Origin of the sequence: Coprococcus sp. AM11-30B (assembly GCF_027674365.1) — a bacterium.
GTDB classification, from domain to species: domain Bacteria; phylum Bacillota; class Clostridia; order Lachnospirales; family Lachnospiraceae; genus Allocoprococcus; species Allocoprococcus comes.
In genome coordinates this window covers 1-20644 of sequence record NZ_JAQDVB010000032.1, presented here as the reverse complement: position 1 = coordinate 20644, position 20644 = coordinate 1, and the positions used below count along the sequence as shown (strand labels likewise).

The 20644-nt window shown below is 42.2% G+C and carries 17 protein-coding genes and 1 tRNA gene; 1 reads left to right on the top strand and 17 read right to left on the bottom strand.

Translation table 11 applies throughout. The features are described from left to right. Positions 1-15 precede the first annotated feature (15 nt). The 13 genes from PGU50_RS16525 to PGU50_RS16465 all read right to left on the bottom strand — a co-directional run bounded on the left by PGU50_RS16525 (position 16) and on the right by PGU50_RS16465 (position 16782). Positions 16-2529 (bottom strand): hypothetical protein, encoded by a 2514-nt coding sequence (locus PGU50_RS16525; RefSeq protein WP_270247496.1) that lies wholly within the window; start codon positions 2527-2529, stop codon positions 16-18. A 36-nt stretch (positions 2530-2565) separates the two neighbouring features. Further along, positions 2566-3222, bottom strand: a complete 657-nt coding sequence (locus PGU50_RS16520) for a hypothetical protein (protein ID WP_270247494.1) — start codon at positions 3220-3222, stop codon at positions 2566-2568. A gap of 108 nt (positions 3223-3330) precedes the next feature. Beyond that, a complete protein-coding gene (locus PGU50_RS16515) occupies positions 3331-5937 on the bottom strand; it encodes a histidine kinase dimerization/phospho-acceptor domain-containing protein (RefSeq protein WP_270247492.1) in 2607 nt (868 codons plus the stop codon). Between the two features lie 8 nt (positions 5938-5945). Continuing rightward, the gene (locus PGU50_RS16510; protein ID WP_117559421.1) at positions 5946-6644 is read right to left on the bottom strand and encodes a response regulator transcription factor; all 699 of its coding nucleotides are present in this window, start codon (positions 6642-6644) and stop codon (positions 5946-5948) included. Positions 6645-6879: 235 nt separating this feature from the next. Further along, positions 6880-7137 carry a hypothetical protein gene (locus PGU50_RS16505; protein ID WP_022220688.1) on the bottom strand — a complete coding sequence of 86 codons (258 nt, stop codon included), beginning with the start codon at positions 7135-7137 and terminating at the stop codon, positions 6880-6882. A 22-nt stretch (positions 7138-7159) separates the two neighbouring features. Then, positions 7160-8230: a galactose/methyl galactoside ABC transporter permease MglC gene (locus tag PGU50_RS16500; protein WP_117824392.1), complete on the bottom strand. Its 1071-nt coding sequence runs from the start codon at positions 8228-8230 to the stop codon at positions 7160-7162. Positions 8231-8260: 30 nt separating this feature from the next. Next, a complete protein-coding gene (locus tag PGU50_RS16495; protein ID WP_270247490.1) occupies positions 8261-9757 on the bottom strand; it encodes an ATP-binding cassette domain-containing protein in 1497 nt (498 codons plus the stop codon). Between the two features lie 137 nt (positions 9758-9894). After that, entirely contained in the window at positions 9895-11028 is a 1134-nt protein-coding gene (locus PGU50_RS16490) for a galactose ABC transporter substrate-binding protein (RefSeq protein WP_117824391.1), read from the bottom strand. Positions 11029-11260: 232 nt separating this feature from the next. Next, a complete protein-coding gene (locus tag PGU50_RS16485) occupies positions 11261-12280 on the bottom strand; it encodes a substrate-binding domain-containing protein (RefSeq protein ID WP_118219331.1) in 1020 nt (339 codons plus the stop codon). Beyond that, entirely contained in the window at positions 12267-13991 is a 1725-nt protein-coding gene (locus tag PGU50_RS16480) for a sensor histidine kinase (RefSeq protein WP_118219329.1), read from the bottom strand. Before PGU50_RS16480 ends, PGU50_RS16485 begins: the two co-directional genes overlap by 14 nt. Then, on the bottom strand, positions 13978-15573 hold the full coding sequence (locus PGU50_RS16475) for a response regulator (RefSeq protein WP_117824388.1): 1596 nt from the start codon (positions 15571-15573) through the stop codon (positions 13978-13980). The genes PGU50_RS16480 and PGU50_RS16475 overlap by 14 nt, the downstream gene beginning before the upstream one ends. Before the next feature lie 197 nt (positions 15574-15770). Further along, positions 15771-16259, bottom strand: a complete 489-nt coding sequence (locus PGU50_RS16470; protein ID WP_008371036.1) for a QueT transporter family protein — start codon at positions 16257-16259, stop codon at positions 15771-15773. Between the two features lie 452 nt (positions 16260-16711). Next, positions 16712-16782 (bottom strand) — tRNA-Gly (locus tag PGU50_RS16465). Between the two features lie 169 nt (positions 16783-16951). Between PGU50_RS16465 and pepI the strand changes: the two genes are divergently transcribed. Continuing rightward, positions 16952-17833 (top strand): proline iminopeptidase, encoded by an 882-nt coding sequence (gene pepI, locus PGU50_RS16460; protein WP_118219325.1) that lies wholly within the window; start codon positions 16952-16954, stop codon positions 17831-17833. A gap of 123 nt (positions 17834-17956) precedes the next feature. On the opposite strand, the gene PGU50_RS16455 is transcribed toward pepI, so the two are convergent. The 4 genes from PGU50_RS16455 to PGU50_RS16440 form a co-directional block, all read right to left on the bottom strand. Continuing rightward, a complete protein-coding gene (locus tag PGU50_RS16455) occupies positions 17957-18538 on the bottom strand; it encodes a xanthine phosphoribosyltransferase (protein WP_022220300.1) in 582 nt (193 codons plus the stop codon). A gap of 80 nt (positions 18539-18618) precedes the next feature. Next, entirely contained in the window at positions 18619-19497 is an 879-nt protein-coding gene (locus tag PGU50_RS16450; RefSeq protein WP_118199829.1) for an aldose 1-epimerase family protein, read from the bottom strand. A gap of 263 nt (positions 19498-19760) precedes the next feature. Next, positions 19761-20093: a DUF3784 domain-containing protein gene (locus PGU50_RS16445; protein ID WP_117455464.1), complete on the bottom strand. Its 333-nt coding sequence runs from the start codon at positions 20091-20093 to the stop codon at positions 19761-19763. Between the two features lie 50 nt (positions 20094-20143). Then, complete coding sequence (locus PGU50_RS16440; protein WP_005611085.1) at positions 20144-20461, bottom strand: hypothetical protein; 318 nt, start codon at positions 20459-20461, stop codon at positions 20144-20146. Positions 20462-20644 lie beyond the last annotated feature (183 nt).

Sequence of the window (20644 nt, the reverse complement as noted above, 5' to 3'; positions counted from 1 at the left end):
CCATCCGGTTATTTTTTACTTTACATATCCAATAAATACATTTCCGCTTCCGCTTACAAGACCGTTCATCTCATCCGGCGTTGCGGAATGACGTTCTCCGTCTGCCGGATCCAGATAAGCATACTTCGCATCCGTGTATCCGATGACCAGTACCGCGTGATCCACACTGAGCATTGCGATCACCGGTGTCTCATGGCTGATCGTATAGCGGATTTCTTCCGGTGTACATCCGGTCAGATCAAACCCTTCTCCACCGGTTGCTTCTGTCAGGATTTCTGCCGGCGACTTTCCGTTTTCCAGCTCTGTTGATGCATTTATATCTTCTGCGCCTTCTAGCTTCAGGATCCGGTTCAGGCACGCTGCAAGTGTACTCTCACCTTCTCCTGTCCGGAACTCATCCATATTATTTACTTCATAAATATCCGGCGTATTTCCGGACTCCCATACATATTCTTGTGATGAAGAAATGACCACACCTTTTATCTTCTCCGCTTCCTGGATCGCATAAGATGCTTTTTCATACACCCCCTGCAGACTGCCAAGTGCATATACATAATACTGATTCTTTACCTTCGGTTTATCAAAGCTGACAACCATCGGTTTATCAAACAATACCTGCTTTGGTTTTAAAATTTTTGCTTTGCTGTCTTTGATCCCATTTTCATAAGTAAGACGAACCAGGGTTCCCCGCAGATCATCATTGTAGGTCTCAACTGTGATATTGCTCTCTTCCTTCTCCTGATTGTTGGTAATATAATCTGCCGTTGTTGAAATATAGGTATTCTCATTTCTGTTCACCCGATTAAGTGTCATCATATTGTCTGCCACATAGCCATCCAGAATGTAAAAATCCTGTACCTCATAGGTCTTGGCTATCTCCTGTTTCTGCGTGATGATATCCACTTTATACATCGGGTACACACTCTGTCCGGATATATTGGTTCCTGCATCGTTTCCACGCAGCGTGCCATAGGCAAAATCATTCCGGATAAATCCGATCGGTTTGACATATTCGTCTCCTTCGGATGTAATATCAAAGGATTTGCCCGTCTTCAGATTCAGCACGATAATCTTCTGCGACTCATTGATCTTTCCGCCCTCACTCTGGTAAGCAAGCAGATGTCCGTCTGGTGAAACCTGATACTGCCCTTCCTCCAGATCTTTCACCAGCACCTCTCTGGTGTTGTCCTTCAGATTCACAAGATACAATGTACCATCTATCATTACATAAAGATTTTCATCAGAATTGCTGTAATATACAAATTTACCTAAATCCTCTTTCATCAGATAATATCCGTCTTCGCTAGGGACAAATGCTTTTTCCGTAACGGAATTTTTTTCTGCGTCAAAATAATAGACTGCTACACCTACCTGCCCTTCATGTACACCGCGATTCATATAACCCACTACAGTAAATGTGGTATTGCCTTTTTCATCTACTGAAATCAGGCGGATATCATGCAGGTCGCATAATGTACGCACATCCATGTTTTCCGCATCTGCGAAGCCGAATACCAGTGACATTTCATCCTCTTTTTTATCATAATGCCAGAGCTGGTTATCTTCTATAAATGCTACAATGGTTCCATCTGTATTAGTCTCATACTCCAGGTCCGTCGGCGCAATCCCAACAAGAACACCTTTCTGGTTCAGCGCAGTTGTCTTACCATCAAATCTCTGATTCATCGTGCGATCATAATCAAGCAGATACTGTTGTGCATCTTCCCCGGTGCGGATCCGGAAGAATTCCTTTACACTGTAAATCCGATCAGCATAATCAGTATCCCCGGTGCACTTTACCTGGTATTTGAGGACAAGTGATGTGTAATTCTCATTGCATTCCTTAATTTCCCAGTATACATTTCCCGATACCTGCGGTGCAAGCGAACCCCATGTCACCTGTGACTGTGTCGATGCAAGTGTAACCTCCTGATAGGTGGAGCTGTCCTCACTGGAATCTGTTTCCAAATAGCTTTCGACCTTATCACCCTGATTTTCGAGTGCCGCATTGTGGAAATCATTTGCGAAATCCAGGCTTTTCTTATAGTTGCAATCTGCCGAATTCTTGATCCTGGTATAAAAATAAATATTCTGATTATCCAGGTACAAGGTTACTTTCAAAATCCTCTCTTCTTTCAGGATCTTCGTATTCTTGAAATTTAAAGTTACTGTATCCTGAACATCTTTAATGGTTCCCTCCTGGATACATTTTTTCCCATTCAGTGTATATACCTGCCAGTAAACCTTCTGGATCTGGTTATCATATTTTGCAATGTTCATATCCAACTGGTTATTTGTGACGGGTGTCAGTGTATCACGCATTGAAGTAAGCGTCATATCGCTTTTATATCCCGGCAGTGAGTTCACTTCATATCCTTCTGTCATAAAGGATATTCTTGGCAGTGTCGCACCTCCCATATCTGCACTCATATCAGTGTTGCCTCTGTTCGTCACATAACTGGATACGATAACTGCAAGAATAAATACAGTAGTCAGTACCCCTGTCTTTATTGCTATCTTTTTAAACATTGTAATTATAGTCCCCTTTATCTTAATCTGCTAAATTTATACTCCTTTTTCTCCCTCTTCATTCTGCTGATCCAATAATCTCCCCAGCATTGGATCGATGTGAAGCATTTCTTCACATGTGCGGATTGCCTCTGCATTTTTCCCTTTATTGCCCGTGTAAACGGCCCGTATCAAAATATTCTTCGGTGTATGCTCCATATCGATAAACTCCAGGAAACGGTTGATCTGGCGGAACTTATCAAACTTTGTCCGCACGATTTCCCCTTCTTTTGTCATAACTCCCAGATCCTGTAAAAATGGAACTGCTTTTCCTTCCTCCAGGATATAATGCTTCTTCCGGTTGTGTGACAGATCAATCTCTTTGAACCTCCCGGTCTGAAGCCGTCTCTGAATCGTCATTTTCCCTTTTTTGCTGACCAGAACCTGATAGCGGAATTTTCTCGTCTCCATCTGCATCTGTTTGAATTCCTGCATGGCATTTTCAATATATCCTGCTGCTTCTTCTTCATTCAGATTGTGGTGAAATACCTGGTTGTTCCGGTGCTCTTCGCACTGGTACAAAATATTGTCTTTATGCTCCACAGGGCGGATCTTAATCTTTACAATTCCGCCTTTTTCACGTGGATTGCTGATTATTGCTGATAAAAATTCTTTATTTAAACTCTTTTTTAAGATATTATTCAATGATTCCATTTTAATTTCCCCTTACATTTTAGGTTATATGTACGAATCCAGTTTTTATTGTAAAGCGAAATAAAATAGAGCGCAAGGGAAATTTCCCTTACGCCCCATATTTACCTGTTACTGTTCGACTTCCTGATAGACATCTTCCGTTTCTTTTGGAACCGGGAAACGGATCAGTACCTTGAACAGATCTCCGTCGAGATATAACTCGAATTTTCCCCCTTGAAGCTTTGTCAGATTCTGTGCAATCGAAAGACCAAGCCCGCTTCCTTCCGTGCTTCGGGATACATCTCCGCGGATAAATCTTTCTGTCAGCTCATCTGCCGAAATATTCAGCGGCTGCTCTGATACATTCTTGATCGTAAACTGTACTTCCTCACCTGTCTGAACCAGATCCACGTAGACCCGGCTTCCCTCCATTGCATATTTTGCCGCATTGTTAAATACATTTGCAAGAACTCTCCACATTCGTCTGCCGTCTGCGTAGATTGTTGCCGGTTCGGTCGGAAGATTCATGATCATTTTCAGATTCCTTGCCTCAAATTTTTCTTCAAACTCTGCACTGGTCTGGTTAACCAGCTCAACCAGATTCAGATTCATCATTTCCAGGCTGATATTGCCACTGCTTACCTTGGAAGCTTCTACCACATCCTCGGTAAGTGTCTTCAGACGATATGCTTTTTCTTCCAGAACCTGAAGATAATTCCGGATCTTCGGATCCTCAAAATCCTCTCTCTTTAAAAGGTCCACATAATTAATGATTGATGTAAGCGGCGTTTTGATATCATGGGATACATTTGTGATCAGATCCGTTTTGAGGCGTTCATTTTTTACGCTCTCTTCTACCGCCCGGTCCAGTCCATCTCCGATCTTATTGATGCTGACTGCTGCTTCAAGCTGTCCGCCTTTGAGTCCATTTAACGGAATCTGATAATCAACCTGACCGTCTGCGATTGCTTTTACCCCTTTGATGATCCGCGCTCTTCCGATGGCTCTGCGCATCAGGCAGAAAAATGCCCCCGCCTCTGCCGCAAGCATTACGAACAGCCAGATTCCCGGCTCCCACATGGCGATCGCGATCCAGTGAACTACAACCAGTACTCCAAACAAAATCGCAGCTTTCCAGACCTCCCCCAGATGCCGGATTCCAATCCGGACGTATTTGATGATCAGACATAAAATACTGTTCTTCCACAAGGTCTTTGCCTTGATCCTTCTTACCATTCCAAGCCAGAAAGTAAGTCCTGTCATGCAAACGCTTATCGCAACAATCCCTGCAAAAATCAGTACCGATGTGCCATTGAAACCATCTCCGCTAAACCAGACTCCGTTCAGCAGACTGTAACTTAAACTGATTTCCCCGTAAATACATATCACCATAACTGCAACCGACAAAAGAATAAAGAGTTCTGTCTTCATTTTATCGACCCGATTTAACACAATGCCTTCTTCCCGGTTTGATCTGCCTGCAACAATTGTCAGCCATGCCAGAATTACAAGCATTGCAAATCCGGTTGCAATCGCAATCCAGAAGGTAAATCTTACCTGCGGTGCATACTCCTGATAAATCTTGCTCTCCTGATAAAAGTCATCCTGGATTGAATAGGAAGTATCTACCGCGAACACGCATTCGTAATTATCCATCCACATATTGCCACCGATCAGTGATTTCCACTGTGATCCGTCCATATCAATATCACTCTGGTACTCAGTAAGCTTTGGTGTGGCAACCGCATATACTCCCAGCTTTTTCATACTTTCCAGATTCTTTTCCCATTCATCAAATCTCTGATATGCAAGACGGTTGGTATAAACTTTTTTATTGTCCAGATCTACAATCATATATGCAAGATTGGTATTACCTTCTTTATATTCTTCCGTTACATACTGCCACGTCAAAAAATTATCCCGTACACTGTCCACAGTATTTCCAAGCATGGACATCGCATCACTTAACTTGCCGTTCCATCTGGAATCCTTGTTCACAACTTCCAGAAGATTCTTCGCGCCCACCGGTGCACAGTTTTCGGAAACTTTTTCTCCGTCATACCGCCAGCACTTTGTGTAGACCTGGCGATTTTCACTGTCCAGAATATTGCGGTAAATACTTGCGGAGCTCTCGATCCAGTCATTGATCAGAGAATCGATCACTTCTCCGGTGCTTTCCAGTGAATATTCATCTTTTGCCTCATCCATATTACCAAACTGAAGGTTCCCGTTTTTAAATTCTCGACGAAATTCTTTTTCATAGTAATAATGGTAGGTTCCGTCATCCTTCTGGCAGACGATGATCTCATCATCATTGTCTCCATCTGCCATCTTGGTCCCGTCTGCGTAGTACATCTCCTGATCGTTTTCCCAGTAATTCACAAGATCACCAAGACGGTATGCAAGCCCATTTACATTTTCATTTGAAATCTTACGATCTGAATCATATTCTTTCAGATCTACAATTCTGTTTTCATCATATTTTCCTTCTGTTTCAAAATTGCTGTCGTATCCTTCCGCAGCCGTAATATCATTTGCAGCACTCATCAGCTTGTCGGTAAACCCTTTTGACTGTTCATACTTCTTATGTGGCTTTTCAAACAGGATTCCTGCCAGATTATCGCCCGGATAACTGAATGTAAAAACCAGACATGTGATCATCACCACCGCTAAAATATGCTCCAGTACGATCAGGATTCCTTTACATGGTGCGCTCTGATACCATTTGTTATTCATAAGACCTCCTAACCGATCTTCTCTACCTTATATCCGACACCCCATACTACCTTCAGGTAACGTGGCTCTTTCGGATTGATTTCGATTTTCTCCCGGATATGGCGGATATGTACGGCAACGGTATTGTCCGCTCCAATCGCTTCTTCATTCCAGATATTTTCGTAAATCTGATTGATAGAGAACACCTTTCCCTGATTTTTAACGAGTAACAGTAATATATTGTATTCAATCGGTGTCAGCTTCACTTTTTCGCCGTCCACAGTCACTTCTTTCAGATCATCCCTGATCACAAGTCCCCCGGTCCGGAACTCACTCTGGTTGTCAGATCTCGCCGTACTTCCAAGCTGGGTGTAACGTCTGAGCTGGGATTTTACCCTTGCCACCAGCTCCAACGGATTGAACGGTTTGGTTATGTAATCATCTGCACCGATATTCAGTCCTAAAATCTTGTCCGCATCCTCTGATTTGGCGGATAAAATAATAATCGGGAGGCTCATGTTTTCCCGGATCTTGAGTGTCGCCCGGATTCCGTCCAGCCGCGGCATCATCACATCCATGATCAGAAGATCAACTTCATTACTTTTCAATACCTTGATCGCTTCGTCGCCATCATACGCCTTCAGGACTTCATATCCTTCCTGCGTCAGGTAAATATCTATTGCTTCTACAATGTCTTTATCATCATCACATACTAATATTTTCGCCATCTTTTTCACCTCCTCTATACTATACAAGATTAACAGAGATTTTTTAAGAGATAGGGCGGGATTTTCTTAAGAATTTTTTGAGATTTGAAAATGTGGTGCGAGATGATCTATATTTGTCAGATACAGATTCTTGTGCAAGCACCAATCTGCACCTGACTCATCATATACGCAAAAAAACTCCCGGCAAGTTTTACTTTACCGGAAGTTTTCTCTTGTGAGGTAATATTTATGATTTCTACTTTTCGTCTTCTCTGTGATCTGCTTTTATATTGCGATATCCTGCGATCAGTCCAAATCCGATCAGTCCAACACCAACTATCAGAAACAGAATCGTCGCCACGATCATAACAAGCTGTTCATTACCATGACTTGTGGAAATCGCCCTGAACATCTGGTATGCCAGTGTCAGCAGATAAAACCCGGCCATTGCATAAATCGCCAGTCTTGCATTTTTCTTCCATCCGTCATTCTCCGGCATCTTATTCTCGTCCATAACATTTCCCAGCCTTTTCTTTTTATTTTCTTACCAGATATTTTCTCATATCAATTGCACATGCGATCAGAATAATCAGACCTTTGATCACATACTGCATATTCTGACTTACTGCCAGGAACTGCAGTGCAACGAAGATGATTCTCAGAATGAACACCCCTAAAACAACGCCGCTGATCTTACCGGTACCACCTACAAAAGATACACCACCGATTACACAGGCAGCAATCGCATCACACTCGTAGTTCAGACCTGTATTTGCCTGGTTGGAACCGATACGTGCAGATTCAATGAATCCAGTGATACCATACATGCATCCTGCAAGTGTATGTACCAGAATGGTTGTTCTCATAACATTTACACCAGATACATTAGCAGCTTCCGGGTTGGAACCAACTGCGAACATATTCTTTCCAAATGTTGTCTTATTCCACATGAACCACATGAATACAACTACAACACAAGCGTACCATACATAGTTCGGGATCGGAACGCCACGGATCTTTAAGAAACTTCCTGTTACAAAATTCTTAAAGGATTTGTCCAGTCCGGAAAGTGGCTGTCCGTTGTTACCGTTCAGCATAATATACATCAAAAGAATTCCGTATACGATCAGCTGTGTTGCCAGTGTTACAATGAATGGATGTAAGTGGAATTTCGCTACGAAGAATCCATTTACCCATCCAACAATACCTCCGACTACGATTACGATCAGAATAACCAGTGGTATCGGAAGAACCGGAAGATCCGGGAAAATTTTGGTTGCATAAGTTACTGACTGCAAAAGTGATGCAGAAATACATGCTGTAAGACCTACAACACGTCCGGCTGAAAGGTCTGTACCGGTAAGTACGATCGTTCCTGCAATACCACACGCGATCGGAATGTTCGCTGCAGACAGCGAGATAATGTTAACAATAGATGCCACGCTCAGGAATCTGCTGTTCTGTGTGTAAGTGTAAATAACTGCGATAATGATCAGAAGATAAATCGCATTATTGATAAGTCCTTCTTTCCACGCTTTTGCCTTGTCTGCGGAATCCAGTGCTTTGTATTCTGCATAGCGTGATTTTATATTTGCAAATGCTTTCATCTGGGAAGCCTCCTTCTTTTTGTTTGAAAATTACACATACTTTGCTGCGTAAGTCATGATCAGTTCCTGTGTCGCCTCTTCAGCGTTAATCTCTCCGGCAAGTCTTCCACCGGACATAACCATGATACGGTCACAGATTCCGAGAAGCTCCGGCATTTCTGAAGAAACTACAATAACTACTTTGCCGCGGTTCGCAAGATCGATGATGAGCTGATAGATCTCATACTTTGCACCGACATCGATTCCTCTTGTCGGCTCATCCAGAAGCAGTACTTCCGGATCGGTAAGAAGCCATCTTCCAAGGATAACCTTCTGCTGGTTTCCACCGGAAAGTGCACGGATCTTTGTCTCCTGCGACGGTGTCTTTGTCCGCAGCGCATCAATATATTTCTGCGTATCTTCTTTCATGGATTTTTCACTCAGATAAAATCCTTTTTTGTGTCTCTTTAAGCTGGAGATAACGGTATTTTCACGAATGTTCAGGATGCCGAAGATACCGGTTGCTCTTCTCTCTTCTGTCAGAAGTGCAAATCCGTTCTTGATCGAATCCTGTGCATTCTTATTGCCGACTTGTTTTCCGTCAAGTTTTATCGTTCCTGATTTCCTGGTTGCAATTCCAAAAATTGTCTCCAGAGTTTCTGTACGCCCACTTCCGTCAAGTCCGGCAATTCCAAGAATTTCTCCTTTTCTTGCTTTGAAGGAAACATCATTCAGGATCGAATACATTCCGGAAAGGTGTTCCACTTCAAGCGCTACATCGCCCGGTTTATTTGTCTTTGGCGGGAACTGATTGGTAAGCTCACGTCCAACCATCAGACGGATGATATCGTCCATCTCCAGATCATCTGCTTTCTCTGTTGCTACCCAGGTTCCGTCACGCATGATCGTGATTTCATCTGAAATCCGTTTGATCTCTGCCATTTTATGTGAAATGTAAATGATTCCGCATCCTCTCTTTTTCAGCATCTCAATGATATCAAACAAATGCTCTACTTCCTGCTCTGTAAGGGAAGAAGTCGGCTCATCAAATACGATGACTTTTGCATTCACAGATACTGCTTTTGCAATCTCTACCATCTGTCTCTGTGATACCGGCATCGTACTCATGATCCTTTTCGGATCTACATCAATTTTCAATTCTTCAAATACTTTTTTTGTGTCGTCATAGATTTTTTTCTCATTTACCATAACGCCGCCCACTTTCGGGTAACGTCCGAGCCAGAGATTATCCATGACGTTTCTTTTGAGCGCCTGGTTCAGTTCCTGGTGAACCATTGCAACTCCATTTTCAAGAGCTTCTTTCGAATTCTTGAAATTAATCTCTTTTCCCTCCAGCTCAATCTTGCCACTGTCTTTGTCATAAATTCCGAAAAGGCATTTCATCAGTGTTGACTTTCCGGCTCCATTTTCACCCATCAGTGCATGGACAGTGCCTGCTTTAACTGTCAGGGACACATGATCTAATGCTTTTACGCCCGGAAATTCTTTACAGATATCCGTCATCTGCAGTAAAACATCCTGTTTCATAGCTGTCCTCCTGTCTCTCATCTTCTAATCTCGCATACCTTTCGAACCTGCCACTATGCAGTTCCATCCGGCTGCGTCACAACTTTGGAAAAGGTGGCTGGCCAACCACCTGGCCGCCACCTTTATTTTTTACATTTTTATTTTCCTGAGTATTCCTGGTAAGGAATGAAGATCTTGTTGCTTACTTTATCAGAAATGTTGTAAGAATCTGTTCCATCCATCAGATCTTTTCCATCTGCTGCATTCTTAGCAAGATCTGCGATACAAGCTGCCATACCATCTGCATCCTGTTTAACAGTTGCTGTCATCTTGCCATCTCCGATCAGCTGTTTTGCTGCATCTGTAGCATCAACACCAAATACCGGGATCATCTTTCCGTCTTTGCCTGTTCCAAGGTTGTATCCCTTATCATTCAGAGCAGAGATTGCGCCTTCTGCCATACCGTCGTTGTTGCAGATAACAAGCTCGATCATGTTATTGCTTCCTTCGTTGTACTGGGAAAGGTTGGTTGTCATATAGTTGTTTGCTGCTGTTGCACTCCAGTTACCATCCTGGTCAACCTGGTATTTGTCACTGTTAGAAGCATCGAAATATTCCAGTGCCGGTTTGCCAGCTTCTGTGATGATCTTGTCTGCATCTTCTACAGCAAACTGTGTACGGTAAATAGCTTCTGCATTTCCAAGCTGTCCCATAAACATTGCGTAAGAGATTTTTCCATCTCCGTTGAGATCCATTTCATCAAAATGTTCTACTACATAGTTACCGATCATTTCGCCCTGCATATGTCCTGCTTCCGGAGCGTCTGTTCCTACGAATGCACACTTGTCATAGCTTCCAAGTACATCTCCTTCTGTTTTGTCATCTTCGACTGCACGGTTAAAGAAGATAACCGGGATTCCTGCTGCTTCTGCTTTTTCAACGATCTGTGAAGAAGCATCTACAGAACCGGATGTAACGATGTTAACGATCAGTGCTGTAGCACCTGTCTGGATCGCTGTATCAATCTGTTCGTTCTGTGTTGTCTGGTTACTGTTTCCATCATAGTCCTGATATTCAACGCCCATCTCGTCAAGTTTTGCATCGAGTGCTGTACGGACAGATGCGATATAAGTATCAGAATAGGTATAGTAGAATACTGCGATATTAGCGTCTGATGATTTCTTATCACTGCTTCCACCATCACTGTCACTCTTACCGGAGCCCCCGCATCCTGCAAGCATTCCAAGTGCCATCACACCTGCGAGCATCGCTGCTACAATTCTTCTTTTCATAATTTCGTTCCTCCTTGTATAACGTTTACTTGATGATACGAGTATAACAAGAAGAAAATAAAATACCCATGTGAAAAACTACGAGGGGTTTGTGAATTTCAACGTTTATATAAATTTTTACTTAATTTCGTCCATAAATGTTTCAAATGCCCAATTCTTCAAAAAGCTGTAGTCCAAATATTTTTCAGACTACAGCTTCTATACTTCCGAGCAGCTACAAACATTCCACCCGTTACTTTTCTTCAAATGAAAACAGCGCCTTCTGGCTCTTATCATCATACATATTTTCTCTTGTCACCAAAATACTGCTGGTTGCCGTCTCTTTCTTTTCCGGCTTCTGACCATTCAGTAGTGTATTGATCTGCTCAATCCCCAGGTATCCCATCGCATATGGGTTTTGGACGATCAGCGCATCTACATTTCCTTTTTCCAGCATTCCAATGGATTTTACGTTACTGTCAAACGCAACAACCTGCGTCCGCTCTCCGGCGCCAAGTGCTTCTACCGCATCCCCGACTCCAAGTGTTGTCCATTCATTAAATGTCACAATCACATTGATCTGCGGATTGTCAAGCAACATCCTCTCGGTGCCCTCTCTTGCGTCGGTGATCGTAGACTTCACATTGATGGACGCCGTAATATTTGCCCGGTCATCATTAAGAACCGTATCCCGGAATCCCTTTTCACGAAGCTGCCCGTTCTCCGTACTCTTATCAAAATTTACGATTCCGATATTTAGATTTTCCGCCGGATTACCAAGCACTTCTTCTCCTGCCATACATCCGGCTTCATAATTGTCTGTACCAATATAGCATTCCACAGCCTCACTGTTTACCGGACTGTCCACAACCACAATTCTGATTCCTGCCTTTGCCGCACGGTCGATTGCTTCCGCATTCTTTTCAAAATCAATGGCAGAGAACAGAAGTGCATCTACCTGTTCCCGGATTGCCCGGTCTATCATTTCATTCTGCGCCTCATAATCTTCCTCACCGTCTCCATCCGGTCCTTCGCACACCAGATCCAGATTATATTCCGCACTTGCCGCACCGGCTCCCGCATATGCGGACTGCCAGAAAGAAGAATCCATGGATTTTGTCAGAAACACTACTTTTTTCTTCTCGATGACGCTATTTGTACTGCCTTCTTTTCCTTCCCAAAGTCCGTCACCCGTCAGGACAAAAAACAGAATTGCAAGTAGGATCACACCTGCACCAATTGCAATAAATGGTTTTCTTCTACTTTTTCTCATATTCTTCCTCCCTGACCTTCGGCATACGGATCGTCACACAGGTCCCTTCATCCAGCTCACTTGTGATATTCAGTCCATAATTGCTTCCAAAATAAATCTTGATCCGGTCATTTACATTCTTGATTCCGATTCCGGTACGGTCTCCCGGCTCTTTGCGCAGAATCTCCCGGCACTGTTCTTCCGTCATACCGATTCCGTTATCCTCCACCTGGAAAATAATATCTTCTCCGTCCTCAAAAATACGGATCCAGATCTCACCCTCATCGATCATCTGCTTTACACCATGATAAATTGCATTCTCGATAATTGGCTGCAAAGTAATTTTGTTACAAAGATACGAAAGACACGACTCTTCCACCTCAAATGAATAGGTAAATTTGTTCTTATACCGATAATTTTCAATCTTCAGATAACTCTTTGCATGTTCCACTTCTTTTTCGATCGGAATCAGCTCATGCCCTTTACTGATACTGATACGGAACAGCCTTGCAAGTGCCGTAACCATCTCTTCTGCATCTTCATTTTTCCCGTCTTCACACATCCATGCAATCGCATCCAGTGTATTATACAGGAAATGTGGATTGATCTGCGCCTGAAGCGCTTTCAGCTCTGTTTTCCGCAGTGTGATTTCTTCCTGTCTGACCTGCTCCATCAGCTTCTGGATCTTCACAACCATGTGTTCAAATGAGTTGGATAAAGTCGTGATCTCTGTAGTTCCCGCCATCGGCTCAAATACAAAATTTTCAGCATTTTTTTCAAACCGGTGCATGTCATCAGCAAGCTGCCTTACCGGTGCTGAGAACAGTTCTGAAAATGCCCATCCGAGAAGAAAGACTGCTCCCATAACCAGACACAGGACGATCAGAAGTCTGGATACCGCACTGCTTACCTTCTCCGTAATCATTTCATCTACATAGCAGACACCTACAATTTTCCAGTCACAGTTCTCCAGATTTTTCACAGTATAGATCGCCTGTTCCTGAATATGTGTCCCTTCTTTTAAATCCATTCCCTTCTCTTCTTTTAACCCGGAATAAATGAGCTGCTGCTGTGGATGATAGATCAGATTGCCTTTTTTGTCCGCAATATAGGCATAGCCGTGCTGCCCGATCCCTACATCATCAACATAATTGGCAATGTCAGAAAAACGGATGTCAATATTTACCTGTATACTGGTTCCGTCTTCTTTCTGAATCTTCTGGTAAACGGTTACAACCCATGGATAATATCCCTCAAACAAAGATTCCACATATGGTTTGGTTATACGCAGCCTGCCATCGTCATCTTCCATTTCGGTACTCTGAACAATGCGATAATTCTCTTTCAGCTTCTGCCCTCTGTTCCAGTAACGCAGAAGCTCCCCATCTTCACCACAGATTGTTACCGCTACTACATCGGAACGGATATTTACCAGATTCTGGATATATTCCTCAGAATGATTATTCTCATGACGCATTCTCGCCACGATCCCTTCCAGTATGATCCGCATATCCTGTGTATAATTCTCAACCGTATTCTGTACCTGTTCACAGCTCTGGGAACTGCTTGTCACTGCACTTTGCTCCATTGCATTCCGGTAAATCTGAACAAAAATAAGCGTTGCAGCCACTACCGAAGTCAGGACGATTCCCATTACCATTGCAATAAACACACCGGAAATAGATATATTCCATCCCTTGTGCTGATCTGCTTCTTTTTTACGCCTGTTCATGTTCCCTCCTGTATTTGTTCGGTGATACTCCAGTCAGCTTTTTGAAGCAGTGGCTGAAATAATACTGATCCTTATAACCACACAGCTCTGTAATCTCACCGATCTTCATACCGGTACACTGCAGAAGCTCCATTGCCTTTTCAATTCGTTTTTTCGTCAGGATCTCAACCAGTGAACTGCCTGTCGTCTTTTTTATCAGACTGCTGAGATAATTCGGCGACACCCCGATCTCTTCACTGATGATCATAACAGACAGATCCTGTTGGGCATAGCGGTCCTGTATGATCTGCACTGCCTGCTCGCAGATCACCTCGCTGCTCTTCTTTCTCTGATCCATAAGCATTTTTTTAGCCTCCATACACAGCATTTTTATGATCTGAAAATTCTCTGCCATACGTTCCATTTCACGCATCTGCTGCATGGAATATTTTTTCTGAAGAACTTCTACACCACATTCCCCGATTGCCATATAAATAACCTTATATACTGCCGCCCCAATCTCGGTCAAAAGTATCGTACTAAGTACCAGTGTATTCTTGCCTCCATTTCGCAGCTTCTTTTCCAGATCATCCAGATAAATCTCCAGATCCTCTGCCATTCCACCACGTAAAAAATTCTCCATCGTTGCTGTAATTTCCTGTATTTCTCCCTGTTCCAATCCCGATCCGTGCTCTGCATCGGAAATGAAATAGACACTGCTTTTATCCTTTCTGGAATAACTGAGCGCATTCATCGCCTCCAGATAGCTCTCTCTGCATTTTCCAAGAGTATTCACACTCCTGCTTACCCCGACCTGACAGCAATATCCCATAATACGCTCCACACTCTGAACAATTTCTTCTACAATAATATGTAAATACTTACCCATACCTCCCGGAGTCGTCGCGATCAACGATACCACTCTTCCTTCCAGATGGCAACTTACATAATGAACATATTTTTTCAGGATCATATCAACTGCATTTACACTGCTATAGCTTGTCTGATCCTTTCCATTTGCATCACGGATTCCGGTTACAAGCACCACATACTGCATATTATCCGGCTTTGGATTACGGATCAGCTCACATTCCTCTGCCCGCTCAAGAAGTGCCTCTTCGGACACCCGTTCATTCTGAAAGCTGTCGAGCAAAAGCGGAATAAGGAATTGCGTCTTGCGGATATCCAGCTTCTCTTTTCTTTCTTTTGTAAATTCTTCCACTCGCTGATCCATGGCTTTTTTAATCTTTATCAATTCCGCCTCGATCTCTTTTGCTGAAATTGGCTTCAGCATATAACTTACAATATTATATTGAATTGCCTGCTGCGCATAGGTAAAATCATCAAATCCACTTAAAAATGCGATCTGTACCATCGGGCAAACTTCCCTGACCGCCCGTGCCAGCTCAATCCCCGATAAAAATGGCATCTTGATATCGGTAAGGAGCAGATCTGGTTCCAGCTTTTCAACCAGTTCCAGCGCGTCTGCACCATTTTCAGCTTCCCCGACCACTTCAAAACCAATCTCTTCCCACTTTACCCTGCGAACAAGACTTCTGCGAATTTCCTCCTCATCATCAGCAACAACAACTGTATATTTCATATTTCTCCCTTTTTCCCTTACTGTCAAACTTTCATCTGGTTACAGTTTCTCTTTTTATATTATAGAAGATTCATATCCACTTTTCCATAAATATATCTCCACTCAAATTTGTAAAATTCTACGATTGTATACACAACAATAGTATAAAAAACGGACAGGCTGAATAGCTTTTCAGTCTGTCCGCTTTTTACATCTTCTTATGCTGTTTTAAAAATTACATTTTTATAACGATTCAATGCAGTATAAAGGACTAATCCAAGCACACCACATCCGACAACTTCTCCGACACCAACTGTCAACATCATAAACGGAATCGGAAGTGCTACTCCATATCCGTAACGAAGTACAAACGGAACGATTACTGTGTTAGCAATAATCGGTGGTAACGGTGCAAGGAAACGGTTTTTGTTACGAAGCTGATAAGTAAAAAATGCTCCGATCAAAGTTGCAATGCTTCCGAAAATGATATCCGGCAGGATTGCTCCTCCGAGAATGTTTCCAACAATACATCCAACGAAAAGTCCAGGAATCGCTGCCGGTGTAAATACCGGAAGGATCGTAAGTGCTTCTGCAATACGTATCTGTACTTCTCCGAATGAAAATGGTGCAAATACATAAGTAAGCACCACGTAGATTGCAGCGATCATCGCTGCCTGAGTCATAAATGCTACATTCTTGTTCTTCATATGAAATTCTCTCCTCTAGTTTTGTTTTACGAGTGGAAGGTCACGAACACTCGATTCATTTTACGCCGGGAATCGGCGAAACCCTTGTAAGACCTTGTTTTTAGGGGTTTTGTAACGGGTGTTAGTATAGCATGGTGGGGATAAAAAATCAAGGTAAGTACCAAAAAATTTACGACACTGGTAAACATTTCGTTCACCCATTGCGTCCTGCTGCCAGATATGCTATATTTAAGACATAAAGAGGGAAACCGCAAGCGGCTACCCGCAAATAGTGTCAACTATTACTAATGTCAGTCGTCAACTATTCCCAGTAGTTGGCGGCTATTTTCTTTTACCCTTATAATCGAGCCGATATTTTAACGTACCAGTCAAAAATGACTAAATTTTTCTCTATAAATCAGGAGCCCGGTCACCACTTTGGCGACCGGGCTCCTGATTTAAAACATAACAAAAGCGGGTGATGGGAATCGAACCCACGTATCCAGCTTGGAAGGCTGGTGTTCTACCATTGAACTACACCCGCGTGACTCTTATTATTATATTCATCATTCAACTGTTTGTCAACAACTTTTTTGTTTTTTTTATTTTTTTATATTTTTTTTCGTTATTTTTTTATTTTTCCACTTTTTCTTTCCCTTACTTCATTTTGATGTTATAATGAAGAAACTTAATGTACTGAGGAGGGATTAAATATGAAAATTACAGAAGGCTACATGCCTTATCTTGGATACAAAACCTACTACCGTATTGCAGGCGAATGCTCCGGCAATAAAAAACCACTCATTCTGCTTCACGGCGGGCCTGGTTCTACACATAACTACTTTGAAGTACTTGACCGGCTTGCTGATGAAGGTCGTGCAATTATTTCCTACGACCAGCTCGGCTGCGGTAATTCTTATGTAGAAGGACATTCAGAACTCTGGTGTTCTAAAACATGGATGAATGAACTGATCGAACTCAGAAAATATCTCGGACTTAATGAACTTCATCTTCTCGGACAGTCCTGGGGCGGAATGCTCTCAATCGAATACTTATGCGATCACAAACCAGAAGGGATCAAATCCGTTATTCTTTCCAGCACCCACCCATCTGCCAGATTGTGGGCCCAGGAACAACACCGGATGATCAAATTCATGTCCCAGGAAGATCAGGACGCCATTGCCAAAGCTGAAGCAACCGGCAATTTTGACGATCCGGCATATCTCGCAGCCAATGAACGCTTTATGCTTCTTCATGCCGCCGGCGTACCAAAAGACACCGATCCTGAATGCCTGCGCCGTCCAAAAAAGGTTGGAACAGACTCTTATATCACCGCGTGGGGACCAAATGAATACACGCCAATCGGAAATCTCAGCAACTATGAGTACCGTGACAAACTGAAAAATATCAAAGAGCCGGCACTTATCATCAACGGAGCCAACGATCTGTGCACTCCACTGGTTGCAAAGACCATGTATGACAGTATCCCGAATTCACGCTGGGAACTTTTTGATGACTGCCGTCATGTATGCTTCGTTGAAGATACCGACCGCTATTGCAGGCTTTTAAATGAATGGATGGAGCAAAATGACTAAACCTGCTTATCAAAAATGCAGATCCCTTTGAAAATACAAATCTGCACTTAGCTCATCATATACGCAAAAGACGCATATGCCCGACAAAATTTTTGTTCAGGCATATGCGTCTTTTTGCACTTTTTACTGCTCTCTGAAAGTGATCTCACCCGTCTCACTGTCCATAGCTTCTACAATCGCAAGTGATTCCAGCGGATATCCAAGGTTGCGGATGATTCTTCCGCCGGACTGGAATCCTTTTTCGATCACAATTCCAATTCCCTCTACAGTTGCACCTGCCTCTGTAACCAGCTGAATCAGCCCCTGCAGCGCACATCCATTCGCAAGGAAATCATCAATAATGAGTACATGATCTTCCTCTGAAAGAAATTTCTTTGCTACAATTACCTGGTTCTTGCATTTGTGGGTAAATGATTCGACTTCTGCTACATACATCTCCCCTTCCAGATTGATGCTCTGTGTCTTTTTTGCAAATACAACCGGCACATGAAAATGCTTGGCTACAATACAGGCAATCCCGATACCAGAAGCTTCGATTGTCAGGATCTTGTTGATATTCTTATCTGCAAATCTCTTCTTGAATTCCGCTCCGATCTGGTCAAATAATTCAATATCCATCTGATGATTCAGAAAACTGTCCACCTTAAGAACATTTCCTTCTTTCACGATTCCATCTTTGACAATACGTTCTTCCAAAAAGTTCATCTTACGTTCTCCTCTTCCTTTAATATTCCATGTATTTTTTTCATTGTATCAGTCTGAGCCATGAAACGCAACCCTCTGCGCTATTTTACCAGAATCTTATAATCCTTTTCAAAAATATCGCCCGGTTCCAGTTCATTCCCCCACTCCCTGTTTTCCAGAATATGGTCAAAATCTTCTCTGTCACTTCTTCCATACCATGGCTCAATACATACGAAAGGTGCGTGTTTTTTTGCCGGAGACCAGATTCCAAAAAGCGGTGCATCAAATTCTACTTCCAGATAAACCTTTCCATCTGCATCCGCAAGACCGATCCTCTGTGCCTGATGATTTTCAATAATAAGTGCATCCTCATCAAATAAATGTTCCTCAAGCTTCAGACATTTTCCGAAAAGATTTAAGATTTTTGTCCGTGGACAAAGTGCACCTTCTTCATTCACGATGCTGCTCGTGAGCGGTCCTTCTGTATCAAATATCAACTGACAATCCTCCTGCTTTTCTCCTTCTTTCAAAGGACAGTTAAATGCCGGATGCCCTCCGATCGAAAAATACATCTTCTTATCATTTGGATTTTCTACTTTCCACATTACTTCCACCTGACGTCCGGAGAGTCTGTATCCTACTTTCAGAATAAAATGAAATGGATATTTTTCCAAAGTACTTTCTGTATCTTTCAGTACAAACCAAATCTCTTCTTCTGTCTGGCTCTCCAGATCAAATTCCATGTCTCTTGCAAAACCATGCTGTGACAGCGTATATGTCTTTCCTTCGTATACCGACTGCTTCTGCGCATAATTTCCTACGATTGGGAAAAGAACCGGTGATGTTCTTCCCCAGAACTTTGGATCTGCCTGCCACAGATATTCCTGCTCTGTCTTATTGTCTTTTAGCGATTTCATTTCTGCGCCTGCTGAAATAACAGTCAGTGTAAGTTCTTCATTTTTCAGTTGATATGCTCCCATTTTTATGCCTCCATTCCTTTCTGTATCTACTTTTCTGCCTCTACGCCGGCAAATTGCGTATTTAACAGAATCCCGGTTAAACAAAAAGCAGGAGAAATGCTGTAAATTCAACGTTTCTCCTGCTTTTCAAACACTGCCGCAGACCGGAATCGAACCGTTTTTCTTAATCTCAAATACTGATAGAAAGGGGCTTTGAAGACTTCATCACGGTTGCGGTGTTCAAAAAGTGTTCAAACGTTTGTCGCATACAAACTAAAAAGTTGTTACTTTCTGCATAGTGTATTTTCTAAAATGATAATTACTACGACATCAACCAAAATAATCCCCAATGCAATATATACAAAAAATGCAGGCAAAATATTTTCAAGCAAGCCCATTGTCAATGCAAGAATTGCTATAATAGACATTCCAATTCCCATTGTTCTGCATAACTTCTTTTCATCATATTTTTCCTTTTCTTCTTTTGAAGCCGTATTATATCCGGAAATAAACCAACTCCCGTGTCCAGAAAGTAAAATAATAGAAAATACAGCAAATATCACAAAGACAATCCACACTATCCAATCAGAACCTGTTGCTAAATCTACTAATTTCATTTATAAGCACCTCCTTAAATTCCGTTTTTCTTAATTCGATAAACTTGAATTTATACCCGGTACTTGTCTCGATTTATAGTCATATCAACCAAATGAAATACAAGTAAGATAATAAAAAAAACGGAAACTATTATTATTCCTGCGCCCAGCTTGATAAAATCAATTATACCGCCAAGACAAAAGAGCATTGCCCATGTCTTAATCCGTTTTCCAGTAACTCTGCATATTTTCTCTGTGTTTAATCCAGTATAATCTCCTGATAAAAACAGCACACTTCTTTCTGTATTCCTTGATTTGATAAAAAATCTTCCAACAAAAAAGAGAACAGTTGCCATCAGTAAATCAATAAATATAATTATTATTTTCATTTTCAACACCTCTAATTCTAAGTTCACAACTTCAAATTGTTTTAATTCTTCTCAGTTCCACCTTCTTTCCCTTCGGACAAGAAGTATCCCTCGCTCAAAGAGCTCGGTCAATTCAAATCTTCTATTGCTTTCAGTCTCTGCTGAAGACTGAAAGTTACCTTCGCTTTACTATTTCTAATAGTT

Bases quoted from the DNA above. Each gene is read 5' to 3' on its own strand.
- PGU50_RS16525 (WP_270247496.1), bottom strand. From the start codon at position 2,529: ATGTTTAAAAAGATAGCAATAAAGACAGGGGTACTGACTACTGTATTT.
- PGU50_RS16520 (WP_270247494.1), bottom strand. From the start codon at position 3,222: ATGGAATCATTGAATAATATCTTAAAAAAGAGTTTAAATAAAGAATTT.
- PGU50_RS16515 (WP_270247492.1), bottom strand. From the start codon at position 5,937: ATGAATAACAAATGGTATCAGAGCGCACCATGTAAAGGAATCCTGATC.
- PGU50_RS16510 (WP_117559421.1), bottom strand. From the start codon at position 6,644: ATGGCGAAAATATTAGTATGTGATGATGATAAAGACATTGTAGAAGCA.
- PGU50_RS16505 (WP_022220688.1), bottom strand. From the start codon at position 7,137: ATGGACGAGAATAAGATGCCGGAGAATGACGGATGGAAGAAAAATGCA.
- PGU50_RS16500 (WP_117824392.1), bottom strand. From the start codon at position 8,230: ATGAAAGCATTTGCAAATATAAAATCACGCTATGCAGAATACAAAGCA.
- PGU50_RS16495 (WP_270247490.1), bottom strand. From the start codon at position 9,757: ATGAAACAGGATGTTTTACTGCAGATGACGGATATCTGTAAAGAATTT.
- PGU50_RS16490 (WP_117824391.1), bottom strand. From the start codon at position 11,028: ATGAAAAGAAGAATTGTAGCAGCGATGCTCGCAGGTGTGATGGCACTT.
- PGU50_RS16485 (WP_118219331.1), bottom strand. From the start codon at position 12,280: ATGAGAAAAAGTAGAAGAAAACCATTTATTGCAATTGGTGCAGGTGTG.
- PGU50_RS16480 (WP_118219329.1), bottom strand. From the start codon at position 13,991: ATGAACAGGCGTAAAAAAGAAGCAGATCAGCACAAGGGATGGAATATA.
- PGU50_RS16475 (WP_117824388.1), bottom strand. From the start codon at position 15,573: ATGAAATATACAGTTGTTGTTGCTGATGATGAGGAGGAAATTCGCAGA.
- PGU50_RS16470 (WP_008371036.1), bottom strand. From the start codon at position 16,259: ATGAAGAACAAGAATGTAGCATTTATGACTCAGGCAGCGATGATCGCT.
- pepI (WP_118219325.1), top strand. From the start codon at position 16,952: ATGAAAATTACAGAAGGCTACATGCCTTATCTTGGATACAAAACCTAC.
- PGU50_RS16455 (WP_022220300.1), bottom strand. From the start codon at position 18,538: ATGAACTTTTTGGAAGAACGTATTGTCAAAGATGGAATCGTGAAAGAA.
- PGU50_RS16450 (WP_118199829.1), bottom strand. From the start codon at position 19,497: ATGGGAGCATATCAACTGAAAAATGAAGAACTTACACTGACTGTTATT.
- PGU50_RS16445 (WP_117455464.1), bottom strand. From the start codon at position 20,093: ATGAAATTAGTAGATTTAGCAACAGGTTCTGATTGGATAGTGTGGATT.
- PGU50_RS16440 (WP_005611085.1), bottom strand. From the start codon at position 20,461: ATGAAAATAATAATTATATTTATTGATTTACTGATGGCAACTGTTCTC.